Origin of the sequence: Salmonella sp. NW38 (assembly GCF_051807745.1) — a bacterium.
Taxonomy (GTDB): domain Bacteria; phylum Pseudomonadota; class Gammaproteobacteria; order Enterobacterales; family Enterobacteriaceae; genus Salmonella; species Salmonella enterica.
On the sequence record NZ_JAMMTO010000003.1, the window covers coordinates 127,932 to 140,595 of the forward strand.

Here is a 12,664-nt window from a genome sequence, read left to right on the forward strand (position 1 = left end):
AGTGAAAATGCCCGGACTACCGTTACCGCAGCCCGGGCGCGCCATCAGCCGTGTTTATTTTTCAATTCAAAACGCGGTGAGACCAGGCCGTATAACGTCCAGCCGAGGAAGGTCACAATTGAGCCGTACAGCATGGCTTCTTCACCGGAGGAATATAGCGCGTAGAAGCTATACATGGCACCAACGAAGGCCACGAAGTTAGCGACTTTCGCTTTTGATGACGGCACATTCGCCATTTTCTGAATGATAACCAACGCGGCCATCGACAGAATATACGGAATAATGTTCGTCACCACCGCCAGGTTAACCAGGACGTTAAACTGACTATTCAGCGACGGGCTAATGGTCATCAGCGACAGGCCAGTCTGAATAATCACAATAATCAGCATCCCCTGTACCGGTGCGTCGACTTTCGTTACACGAGAGAAGACTTTCGGGAAATAGCCTTCGTCAGCGGAGGATTTAAAGACCTGGGCGATAGTGAACTGCCAGCCCAGCAGTGAGCCGCAGCAGGACATTACCATCAGCGCCATGATCACTTTACCTACCGCAGGCGTGAACATCTGTGCAAACGCCAGACCAAACGGCGCCGTGGAGTTCGCCAGATCCATGTTCGGCACAATCCCGGCAATCACGTTAGTCGAAACGATATAGATGACCGCCGCGCCCAGCGTACCGCCCAGTACCGCAATGGGGACGTTCTTTTCCGGATTCTCGACCACGTCTGCGTTGGCGCAGGCGGATTCCAGTCCAAGAAATGCCCACAACGTCATGGCGATGGAAGAACCGACCGCGCTAAAGAACGGAACATGGTGCGGGTTCCATGACGCTACGTACATGCTGGGGCTAAACCAGAACCAGCCAATAATGCACAGGCCGACAACCGGAATGATGACGCCCCAAACGGTAACGCTACTGATCTGTCCGGTAATACGCGCGCCGCCAAAGTTTGCGATGGTACAAACCCACAATACGGCGATAGTCGCCAGACCGATCTGGAGCGGCGTCAGCGCGGCGCCGAACAGCTCGGTGCCATAGCCGACAGCGGAAATGGCGATAGCCACGTTGGCGATCAGCAGCGAGACGCCGTAGGTATAGTTCGCCATAAAGTTGCCGGATTTACCGAAGGCATATTCGGCGTAACCGCCCATGCCGCCGGATTTACGGCTAAACATACCGCATTTCGCAAACGCCCAGGCCAGCGCCATCGAGCCGACGGCGGTGACCAGCCAGGAGATAATGGATATCGTGCCGACTTCAGACAGTTTGGTCGGTAGCATGATGATCCCGGAGCCCATCATGTTGACCATAGTCAGAATTGTGAGCTGCACGACACCCATTTTATTGGATTTAGGTTTACTCATAATTTTTCCTCCTTCAGCAGGGAGCGCTGCGCGTCACGAGGTTTAATGACGTAGCACCAGACCTGCTTACGGCCGTCGTGTTCTTCGATATAAACGCCCTGCAGTTCAGGCGCAAAGCCCGGCAGCAGGTTGATCCCTTCTTCCAGGGCGCTGAAGTAACGCAGGACAGAACCGCCCCAGATTTCACCCGGAACTACACACAGCACTCCCGGCGGGTAAGGCAGAGCGCCTTCAGCCGCGATACGACCTTCCGCTTCCGGCAGGCGAACCAGTTCGACCTCGCCGCGCAGATAGGCATAGTTGGCCTCTTGCGGATTCATACTGACTTTCGGGAAATGCGATTTACGGAACATCTCTTTTTGCAGCTGTTTCACGTTGTGCCGCGCATAGAGATCGTGCATCTCCTGGCAAAGCTGACGCAGGGTATAGCCGGCATAACGCGCTTCATGCTGTTTGTAGATGGACGGTAATACTTCCGCTAACGGCGCATCAGCTTCCAGCAGTTTTTCGAAACGAGCCAGCAGGGCGACAAGCTGTTGTAACTTCGCCATGTCTTCTGCCGGCGTCAGCAGGAACAGAATGGAGTTGAGGTCGCATTTTTCCGGCACAACGCCGTTCTCGCGCAGGAAGTTGGCGAGGATCGTGGCAGGAACGCCAAAGTCTTCATATTCGCCGCTCGCTGCATTAATGCCCGGTGTGGTGAGCAGCAGTTTGCAAGGGTCGACAAAGTACTGATGTTCGGCATAGCCTTCAAACGCATGCCAGTGTTCTCCCGGAACGAAGTGGAAGAAGCGCAGATCGCTGGCGATCTCTGACGTCGGGTATGACTGCCACGGCTTACCATCAATCAGTTCCGGTACGAACGGACGGATGTGATGACAATTTTCGAGGATCAATTTACGGGCATCGATGCCGTTAACCACGCAATCCATCCACATATTACGACCGCTGACGCCTTCGTGCATTTTGGCGTTAACGTCCAGCGCGGCGAACAGCGGATAGAACGGGCTGGTGGAGGCGTGCATCATAAAGGCGTTGTTCATGCGCTTATGCGGAACGTAGCGCGATTGCCCTTTGATATGGCTATCTTTTTTATGGATCTGCGAGGTCTGGGAGAAACCGGCTTGTTGTTTGTGAACGGACTGCGTCACCAGAATACCCGGATCGTTTTCGTTCAGTTCCAGCAGCAGCGGCGAACAATCGGCCATCATCGGAATAAATTGTTCATAGCCGACCCAGGCGGAGTCAAACAGGATGTAGTCGCACAGATGACCAATTTTATCGACGACCTGACGGGCGTTATAAATGGTACCGTCGTAGGTGCCTAACTGGATGACGGCCAGACGGAATGGACGTGCTTCGCGGGCACGCTGCGGCGCGACTTCGCTAATCAGCTCGCGCAGGTAATCTTCTTCGAAGCAGTGAGCGTCGATCCCGCCGATAAAACCATACGGGTTACGCGCGGTTTCCAGATAAACTGGCGTTGCGCCCGCCTGCAATAATGCGCCGTGGTGGTTAGATTTGTGGTTGTTACGGTCAAACAGTACCAGATCGCCCGGCGTTAACAGCGCGTTGAGTACGACTTTGTTAGAGGAGGAGGTCCCGTTCAGCACAAAGTAGGTCTTATCGGCGTTAAAGACTTTCGCCGCATGTTGCTGCGCAATGCAAGGCGCGCCTTCGTGAATCAGCAGATCGCCCATCGCCACGTCCGCGTTGCATAGGTCGGAGCGGAAGAGCGTTTCGCCAAAGTATTCCACGAACTGATTACCGGCAGGATGACGGCGGAAGAATTCGCCGCCCTGATGCCCCGGGCAGTCAAATGCGCTGTTGCCCTGGTTGACATAATCCACCAGCGCGCGGAAAAACGGCGGACGTAACTGCGTTTCGTAGTGGCTTGCTGCGGTTTCCAACTGGCGACCATAGAAGGCAGTACGGGATTCATTATATTCGAATACACCAGAGATACGCGGCAAATACTCAGGCGGTACGCGCCCTTCGTCATGAGTCGCGACAAACACGGGAATACCGTAACCCGTTGCGTCGATTTCATCGAGTTTTCCGTGTTCAATGTCGTCGATGGATAACACGATGGCAGCCACGTCGATGAAACGACTCTCATCAACATTTACAATATTACGGTGTGTAGAAAAACAATCCGGGCAATGACGGCTAACGGCAATTTTTAATTCTGACATTTTTTCATCTCTTTATTTCAGGTAATAGCAGGCCCTCAATTTCTCGCATGAGAAACTGATTCTTCCGGAAAAAATCAAAGCTATCCCGCTGATAAAAAAATCAGTAAATTAGCTTTATTTTAGATGTAATAAATCCCAACCCGTCCGGTTGCAGGAAATTCAGGATTTAAGGAGTTGAGTACTACGATATACAGGCAGAAACCGTGATAACTAAAATTGCGCTGAGTCGGAATTTCTTCTATCAAACCAGATGGTTAGCTGGCTTGGTGTAAAGGAATTACCGTGCTGTCGCTTTTAACAATTCGAGTTATTTAGGCAATAGACCTGAATGACATAAGGGTCGGAAAGACCTGTATGCTGAAGTACCCGTAGCAGAAAAACTACCGGGCATTAAAGAAATGAAAATCGAAACTATTACGGTGGGCAAACATCATAATATGCGTTGTCCGCCTTATATGGGGCATAAAACGATTATTATTTTCCATTTTGAGGTCCTTTCATTGATTTATTGAAAGCATGGATATTTTATCCAGGGAGCGCCAGCGATCTGTGAACCAGATCAACAAAAAACGATCATTTGAAAAATAATTAGTCGGCGATTATGCATATCGTGCTGTGAAATAACGGATTGTTTCTTAAATGTTAATTATATGTTTTTTATATCCTTCATAAAATATAATATCGCCGCGAAAATAATTATTCGCGACGCCGAAAATAAATGACATAAAAATTAGAAGTTATTTAAAAATAATGAATGGCTATTCACGGCATAAAGCGATAGCCAATTCCGGTTTCGGTAATAAAATGGCGTGGGCGGGTGGGATCTTGTTCCAGTTTCTGGCGTAAATGTCCCATATAGATGCGCAAATAGTGGCTATGCTCCACGGCGTTAGGGCCCCAGACCTGGTTTAATAACTGCCGTTGGGTTAATACCTTGCCGGCATTATTGAGTAATACCGCCAGCAGGCGGAACTCAATCGGCGTCAGATGGATTTCTTCGTCGCCACGGTGGATCAACCGTGCGGCGAGATCGACCGTCACGCCGGAAAAGCGGACGATCGGATCGGCGCAAGGGCTGGCGGCGTGCCGTCGCAGCGCGACACGCAAACGCGCCTGCAACTCGCCAATGCCGAATGGCTTGCTCAGGTAATCATCAGCTCCGGCGTCAAGCGCGGCAATCTTATCGCTTTCTTCGCTGCGGGCGGAAAGGACAATCACCGGTATTGCGCTCCACTGACGCAGGTCGCGAATAAAATCGATTCCGTCGCCGTCCGGCAGGCCGAGATCGAGAATAATCAGATCGGGCTTTCGCGTGGCGGCTTCCAGTAAACCACGTTGTAATGTTTCAGCTTCATACACGCGCAGGCCGTCGCCTTCCAGCGCGGCGCGCAGAAAGCGGCGGATGGCCTGTTCATCTTCAACAATCAGAACGTTTGTCACATATCCTCATGAAAATCATCAAGTTCAGGTGGCTTTCCTTGCGGCAGCGTCACACGGAAACAGGCGCCGCCCTGCGGTCGATTATAGGCGGTAAGCGTGCCGCCGTGTACCTCTACGATAGCATGGCAAATCGCCAGCCCCAGCCCCACGCCGGGGACGGAGGACTCTTTGTTGCCGCGGGCGAACTTATCGAAAATCTTCTGTTCTTGCCCCGCAGGAATACCCGGCCCGTTATCCCAGACATCCAGTTGTAAACGATCGTCCTTAACCGCAGCATCAATGCCGATACTGGCCTGCGGCCCGGCGTACTTAACGGCGTTTTCCAGCAAGTTGATCAGGACACGCTCAAATAAGGGGCCATCGACATGGATAAGCGTTAACTGTTGCGGCAGCGACAATGTAATCGGATGCAATAAACCCGGCTCTAACATCTGTAACGCGCTCCCGACGACCTCTTCCAGCGTCAGCCACTCTTTTTTAAGATTAAACCCGCCGGACTGAATACGCGCCATATCCAGCAAATTATTCACTAGCCGGGTGGTGTTGAGAATATGCTGGCGGATTTCACTGGCCTGACGCGCGTGGGGCGATCCTGCGCTGGCTAAATCCAGCGTCAAAATTTCCGCCTGGCCGAACAATACCGTCAGCGGCGTGCGTAAATCATGCGACAGCGCCGCCAGCAGAGCGTTGCGAATACTTTCGCGCTCGCTGGCGAGACGCGCCTGTTCTTCGCTGGCGGTTAGCGTCAGTCGTTCCAGCGCGTTGGCGACAAGCAGAGTAAATGTTTCCAGCAGGCGTTGCTGCTCCGGCACCATTAACTGACGCAAATTACCCGGTTCGACGATAGCCAGACCGTATGTTTTATCGGCGCTTTTCAGCGGCAGGATTTGATAAGGCACGCCTGGGAGGGTATCGGTGCCTGCGCCGGCAGGCTGGCCTTTATCAAAACTCCAGCGCGCAATTGCGTCGTCCCACGGCGTCATGCCTTGCTGGTGGGTGAGAGGCCGCAACTTACCGTTAGCATCAGGTAATAAAATTTGGCTGCGCGCCTGAAACGTCGAGGCGATAAACCGCTCGCTGGTCGCGGCGATATCATGTTCGCTACGCCCGACGGCCAGCGCTTTAGACATTTCATATAAATGGCGGGTACGCTGTTCCCGATAACGGGCGACGCGCGCCTGATAGCGCACCCCGGCAGTAAGATTGCCAATCACCAGACCAACCGTCAGCATCACGGCAAAGGTCAGCAAATACTGCACGTCCGAAACGGCGAGCGTACCGCGTGGCGCGATAAAAAAGAGATCGAAACTCGCCACGTTAATCACCGTCGCCACCACCGACGGCCAGCGTCCGTAAAGCAGCGCAATCACCACTACGCCCAGCAAATAGAGCATCACCAGATTGGCGGCGTCGAAGGTGACAAGCCACTGCATAGCGATAAGCGTGGTGATGGCGCAAAGCGCCACGGCGACCAGACAGCCCTGAATCTGCCCACGCCATTTCTCTTTAAAAGGTCGGTTATCAGGCGTTTGCGCCAACGCGAGGGCAGGCGGTTCTTCCAGCGCGACGATCACCTGATCGAGATCCGGCGCGCGCCTGGCAAGACGGTCGGCGAAAGCGTCACGTCGCCACCAGCGTCGCGACGCCGGGCGGCCCATGACGATTTTCCCCAGATTATGTTCGCGGGCATAGCGCACGACCGCTTTCTCTTCGGCGGGATCGGACAGGGTGGCGGTTTCCGCGCCAAGCTCCTGCGCCAGGCGCAGCGCGCTTAAAATAGCCCGCCGTTGTTTTTCCGGTAAGCGGTGTAACGTTGGCGTTTCGACATAGACGGCGTGCCAGACGCTGCCGAGCCGGGAGGCCAGACGCGCCGCGGTACGCACCAGTTTTTCGCTGCCGGTGTTATGCCCGATACACAGTAAAATCGCATCGCGGGTATGCCATACTTTTTCTTCGCCCGGATGCGCGCGCCAGGCGCGCATCTGATCGTCCACGCGATCGGCTGTCCGGCGTAGCGCCAGCTCGCGGAGGGCGATCAGATTGCCCTTGCGGAAAAAATGTTCAATAGCGCGTTCCGCCTGGCCGGCGATATACACTTTACCTTCGTTGAGCCGTTGGCGCAGATCGTCGGGCGGCAGATCGACCAGTACGACTTCATCAGCGGCATCAAAAAAGGGATCGGGGACGGTTTCGCGCACCTGAATCCCCGTGACGCCGCTCACCACATCATTCAGACTTTCCAGATGTTGTACGTTCACGGTGGTGAAAACGTCGATTCCCGCTTCCAGCAGCTCTTCAATATCCTGCCAGCGCTTAGGATGGCGTGAGCCAGGCGCGTTACTGTGCGCCAGCTCATCCATTAAAATCAGCGCCGGACGCCGGGCGAGGGCGGCATCCAGGTCAAATTCGCGAATTTGCCGCCCCCGGTGCGAGTGACGTTTTGGCGGCAGAATGGTCAGCCCGTCAAGTAGCGCGGCGGTCTCTTTACGACCGTGCGTCTCTACCACGCCGATCACCACATCCAGCCCCTGCGCTCGCAGCCGCTGCGCTTGCGCCAGCATCGCCCAGGTTTTTCCGACGCCTGCGCAGGCGCCGAAGAAAATTTTCAACTTCCCCCGGTGGGGCGGGGGCGTTTGTTCCAACAAGCGATCCGGATCAGGACGCAAGGGTTCGTCGTTCATTTCGCTCTGTGTCCCTGTAGCGCATCCAGCGCCAGATTAAGCTCAACAATATTCACCACCGGTTGCCCAAGAAAGCGCGCCAGCGGCCTGTGCGTATATTCTGCAACCAGTTGCGCGACCTGTTCAACGGGAAGCTGGCGAGCCGCCGCCACGCGGGGGATTTGCCATGCCGCGGCGCCGGGTGTCAGATTATTATCCAGCCCGCTTGCCGACGCCGTCGCCAGCTCAACCGGAACCGCGGAACTCGCCTGGGGGTTAGCGGCGCGTAGCGCGGCGACACGGGCCTGTATTTGCGCATCCAGTTCGGGATTGCTGGCGGCCAGGTTGCTTCCGCCCGACGCCAGTGGATTATAAGGCGTATCGGCGGTGGCGGAGGGCCGGCCATGAAAATAACCCGCGGCGGTAAACGATTGTCCGATAAGCGCTGAGCCGCGTATCACATTGTCTTTATGAATCAGCGAGCCATTAGCCTGCCAGGGAAACCACCACTGCCCCAACGCCGTGGTCAGAAGCGGATACACGCCACCGGTCAATAACAGCAGAAATAACATTGTCGAAAAAGCAGGACGTAAACCGATCATCATACACCTCACGCCAGACCCAGCAGGGTCAGCAGCACATCAATCACTTTGATGCCAATAAACGGCACCACCAGACCACCCAGACCATAGATCCATAAATTACGGCGCAGCATGGCCGATGCGGAAAGCGGCTTATAACTCACGCCTTTTAATGCCAGCGGGATCAGAAAAATAATAATCAGGGCGTTAAAGATCACCGCGCTCAGAATGGCGGAGTTCGGCGAATGCAGCCCCATCACGTTGAGCGCGTTTAGCTGCGGATAGGTAGCGGCAAACGCGGCGGGAATAATGGCGAAATATTTCGCTACATCATTCGCGATACTGAAGGTGGTGAGCGAGCCGCGCGTCATCAGCATCTGCTTACCGATATGCACCACTTCAATCAATTTGGTCGGGTTAGAGTCCAGATCCACCATATTACCGGCTTCTTTTGCCGCCTGGGTGCCGGAGTTCATCGCCACCGCGACGTCAGCCTGCGCCAGCGCCGGGGCATCGTTAGTGCCGTCGCCGGTCATGGCGACCAGCCGTCCTTCCGCCTGATATTGACGGATCAGCGCCAGCTTGGCTTCCGGCGTGGCTTCGGCAAGAAAATCGTCCACACCGGCTTCGGCGGCAATTGCTGCCGCCGTCAGGCGGTTATCGCCAGTGATCATCACCGTTTTAATGCCCATCTTTCGTAGCTGGGCGAAACGTTCTTTAATGCCGCCTTTAACGATATCCTTGAGGGCGATAACACCCAGTACGCGCGCGCCTTCCACGACCACCAGCGGCGTCGCGCCCAGACGCGCCACGTTCTCGACGTTTTGCTCGACATCGGCGGGAAAATGGCCGCCATTGCTCTCGACATGACGCCGAATCGCGTCCACCGAGCCTTTACGGATCATCCGGTTATCGATATTAATCCCGCTCATGCGGCTTTGCGCGGTAAACGGAACAAAGGTGGCATGAAGCGACTGCACATCGCGTTCACGCAGGTTAAAGCGCTGTTTGGCGAGGATCACAATGCTGCGGCCTTCCGGCGTTTCGTCGGCCAGCGAAGCGAGCTGCGCGGCGTCAGCCAGCGTGCGTTCGTCCACCCCTCGGGCGGGAATAAAATCGGACGCCTGGCGATTGCCGAGCGTGATAGTGCCGGTTTTATCCAGCAGTAACACGTCGACATCGCCCGCGGCTTCTACGGCGCGGCCGCTGGTGGCGATGACGTTCGCGCCCAACATTCGGCTCATTCCGGCTACGCCAATGGCGGAGAGTAGCCCGCCGATGGTAGTGGGGATCAGGCACACCAGCAACGCCACCAACACGGTGACGCTGACCGCGTTACCGCCCCAGGCGGAGAAGGGCCACAGAGTGGCGGTCGCCAGTAAAAAGACAATGGTCAGGGCAATGAGCAAAATCGTCAGGGCAATCTCGTTAGGTGTTTTCCGCCGCTGCGCGCCTTCCACCATCGCGATCATCCGGTCAAGAAAGGTTTCGCCAGGATTGACGCTACAGGCAATCACCAGCCAGTCGGAAAGAATTCGCGTGCCGCCGGTGACAGAGGCGAAATCGCCGCCGGACTCGCGGATCACGGGCGCGGATTCGCCGGTAATCGCACTTTCATCCACCGAGGCGCCGCCTTCGATGACCTCGCCATCGCAGGGAATAATATCGCCCGCTTTGACCAGGACAATGTCGCCTTTCCGCAGTTCAGCGGCGGGCACGTTATCGGCCTGCGCATCATGGCGCGGGGCGCGCAGGCGGCGAGCGAACGCGGTCTTTTTCACCCCTTTCAGACTGTTTGCCTGGGCTTTGCTGCGGCCTTCCGCCAGCGCTTCGGCAAAATTGGCGAACAGTACGGTGAACCATAACCACAGACTGATCACCCCTGTAAACAAGGCGCTTCCCGCTATTTGTCCTGTTACCATAGCGAGCGTTAACAGAGTGGTTAGCACGCTGCCGGCCCAGACCACAAACATCACCGGGTTACGCCATTGGGCGCGTGGGCTTAATTTTTTTACGGCATCCGTTAGCGCCTGTACGAGTAAAACAGGTTCAAACAGCGCCAGTTGCTTGCGACTCATATCAATGTACTCCACATCGCTCAAGGTAAAGAGAAATGTTCCGCTACCGGGCCAAGTGCCAGGGCAGGAATAAACGTCAGCGCGCCGACCAGCAGTACCGTGCCGATGAGCAGTCCAATAAATAGCGCGCCGTGGGTCGCCAGCGTTCCCTGACTGGCCGGCTGTACTTTTTTACTGACCAGCGATCCGGCGATGGCCATGACAGGAATAATCACGCCGAAACGTCCGACGAACATGCAGAACGCTAGCAAACAGTTCCAGAAAGGCGAGTTAGCGCTCAGACCCGCAAAGGCGCTACCGTTGTTGTTGGCGGCAGAGGAGACGGCATATAGCACTTCGCTAAAACCGTGCGGGCCAGGGTTTAGCATTGCGCTGCGTCCGGCATCCGTCATCATCGCCAGCGCCGAACCCAACAAGACCAGCATCGGCGTGACCAGAATCGCCAGCGCGGTCATTTTCATTTCGCGCACGTCGATTTTTTTCCCCAGATATTCCGGTGTGCGACCGATCATCAGCCCCGCGATAAACACCGCCAGCAGGACAAACAGCAACATGCCATACAGGCCTGAACCGACGCCGCCAAAGACCACTTCGCCAATTTGCATCAGCCACATCGGCACCATACCGCCCAGAGCGGTAAACGAGTCGTGCATGGCATTTACCGCCCCGCAGGACGCCGCGGTCGTGACGACGGCAAACAGGCTGCTGGCCAGCACGCCAAAGCGTGTTTCTTTACCCTCCATGTTGACGCTACTGTCCGCGCCTGCCGCCAACAGATGTGGATTTCCCTGAACTTCCGCCCACATCACTACCGCTACGCAGACCACAAAAATGAATGACATTGCCCACAGTAGCGCGCGTCCCTGACGGCGATCGCCCGCCGCTTCGCCAAAGGCGAAACAGAGCGCGGCTGGAATCAAAAATATCGCCAGCATCTGCGCCAGATTAGTGAGCGCGGTGGGGTTTTCGAACGGATGCGAAGAGTTGGCGTTAAAGAAACCGCCGCCGTTGGTGCCAAGCATTTTGATCGCCTCCTGCGAAGCAACCGGACCCATCGGCAAGAGTTGTTTAGCGCCTTCAAGAGTGGTGATGGGCTGATAAGCCGACAGGTTTTGCGGTACGCCTTGTTGGATAAAAAACAGCGCGATAATTAACGCGACAGGAAATAATATCCATAGCGTAATGCGTACCAGATCTTGCCAGGCATTACCCAGCGTGTGCACATTCTGGCGCGTAAAGGCGCGGATAAGTGCAAAAACCACCGCAATCCCGGTCGCCGCCGACAGGAAATTTTGCACCGTCAGCCCCGCCATCTGGCTAAAGTAGCTCAGCGTGCTTTCGCCGCTGTAGGCTTGCCAGTTGGTATTGGTGACAAAGCTGACGGCGGTATTCAGCGCCAGATCCCAGGACAGACCCGGTAGCCGCTGCGGATTTAAGGGCAGCCACTCCTGCCAGAACAGCAGGCAAAACAGGATGCCCAGTCCCAGCAGATTGAGCGTCAGTAGCGCCAGTAAATACTGACGCCAGTTCATTTCGTGGTCGGTAATGCCAAGAGTTCGCCAGAGGATACGCTCAATGCCAGCCACGCCCGGCAACGGAACGGCGGCGATGAGCCTTGCCAGGCCCGAACCCAACGGTTTCGCCAGTACCAATAAAATCAGTAAAAAACTGGCGATCAGTAAAAATCCTTGCGCGGCCATCAGAACGCCTCCGCATTAATCAGGGCATAGACCAGATAACCTAAAAGTAAGAAAACCAGCACGATGCCGGTTATCACGCCTGCACTCACAGAGCACCTCCAGTGGCATTGTTTTACTCCTGAGAAAGGTAATTTTTTGGCTGCAAAGATTTCGCAAAAATTGGCGGGCGGAGTGTAAAAAAAGTATAAAAATGGCAAAGACCATTATTTAACTAATGATTAGTATTAATTTAACCTTTTTGTAACTAATTTACGCTTTGAATGTAAATCTGCTGGAAAAGCGTGAAAATAAGTGGTCGGATGAGTAGTAAAATTACACCGAAAGCGGTACTATTTTAATCAGGTAACGAGGTTCAATTTTTCGGTGCTATTCACCGATTCAATCTATACCGGGGCGGGTAGCGTCGGTATAAAGGGGGGAAACGTATGGAACACTATAAAGACTATCCGGCGCATGTCATTTTTGTCCGTCGTGCTTTCGCGGTGATCGCAGGCGTGCTGGCGCTGCCGGTGATGCTCTTCTGGAAAGACCGCGCGCGTTTTTATAGTTATCTGCACCGTGTCTGGTCGAAAACCAGTGATAAACCGGTATGGATGGCGCAGGCTGAAAAAGCCACCTGCGACTTTTATTAATCGCGACCAGCCTG

Annotated in this window: 10 protein-coding genes; 1 reads left to right on the forward strand and 9 read right to left on the reverse strand. The window is 54.9% G+C overall.

The window, feature by feature from the left end; genetic code table 11:
* Positions 1-44: 44 nt before the first annotated feature.
* From potE to kdpF, 9 genes are all read right to left on the reverse strand, one after another.
* The gene (potE, locus tag NA624_RS06870) at positions 45-1,364 is read right to left on the reverse strand and encodes a putrescine-ornithine antiporter (protein WP_000042658.1); all 1,320 of its coding nucleotides are present in this window, start codon (positions 1,362-1,364) and stop codon (positions 45-47) included.
* Complete coding sequence (gene speF / locus NA624_RS06875; protein WP_001292402.1) at positions 1,361-3,559, reverse strand: ornithine decarboxylase SpeF; 2,199 nt, start codon at positions 3,557-3,559, stop codon at positions 1,361-1,363. Before speF ends, potE begins: the two co-directional genes overlap by 4 nt.
* Positions 3,560-3,939: 380 nt before the next feature.
* Positions 3,940-4,044, reverse strand: coding sequence for a leader peptide SpeFL (gene speFL / locus NA624_RS06880; RefSeq protein ID WP_015632840.1), 105 nt, complete (start codon positions 4,042-4,044; stop codon positions 3,940-3,942).
* A 277-nt stretch (positions 4,045-4,321) separates the two neighbouring features.
* Positions 4,322-4,999, reverse strand: coding sequence for a two-component system response regulator KdpE (gene kdpE, locus NA624_RS06885; RefSeq protein WP_000186053.1), 678 nt, complete (start codon positions 4,997-4,999; stop codon positions 4,322-4,324).
* Positions 4,996-7,680, reverse strand: a complete 2,685-nt coding sequence (kdpD, locus tag NA624_RS06890) for a two-component system sensor histidine kinase KdpD (protein WP_000997479.1) — start codon at positions 7,678-7,680, stop codon at positions 4,996-4,998. The genes kdpE and kdpD overlap by 4 nt, the downstream gene beginning before the upstream one ends.
* A complete protein-coding gene (gene kdpC / locus NA624_RS06895) occupies positions 7,677-8,261 on the reverse strand; it encodes a potassium-transporting ATPase subunit KdpC (RefSeq protein WP_000579804.1) in 585 nt (194 codons plus the stop codon). Before kdpC ends, kdpD begins: the two co-directional genes overlap by 4 nt.
* Before the next feature lie 8 nt (positions 8,262-8,269).
* Positions 8,270-10,318 (reverse strand): potassium-transporting ATPase subunit KdpB, encoded by a 2,049-nt coding sequence (kdpB, locus tag NA624_RS06900; protein WP_000088034.1) that lies wholly within the window; start codon positions 10,316-10,318, stop codon positions 8,270-8,272.
* Between the two features lie 20 nt (positions 10,319-10,338).
* Positions 10,339-12,018 carry a potassium-transporting ATPase subunit KdpA gene (kdpA, locus tag NA624_RS06905; protein WP_000730068.1) on the reverse strand — a complete coding sequence of 560 codons (1,680 nt, stop codon included), beginning with the start codon at positions 12,016-12,018 and terminating at the stop codon, positions 10,339-10,341.
* Positions 12,018-12,107 carry a K(+)-transporting ATPase subunit F gene (gene kdpF / locus NA624_RS06910; protein WP_001670793.1) on the reverse strand — a complete coding sequence of 30 codons (90 nt, stop codon included), beginning with the start codon at positions 12,105-12,107 and terminating at the stop codon, positions 12,018-12,020. Before kdpF ends, kdpA begins: the two co-directional genes overlap by 1 nt.
* Positions 12,108-12,443: 336 nt before the next feature.
* On the opposite strand from kdpF, the gene NA624_RS06915 reads away from it, so the two are divergent.
* The gene (locus NA624_RS06915) at positions 12,444-12,650 is read left to right on the forward strand and encodes a YbfA family protein (RefSeq protein ID WP_000401437.1); all 207 of its coding nucleotides are present in this window, start codon (positions 12,444-12,446) and stop codon (positions 12,648-12,650) included.
* Positions 12,651-12,664: the final 14 nt, after the last annotated feature.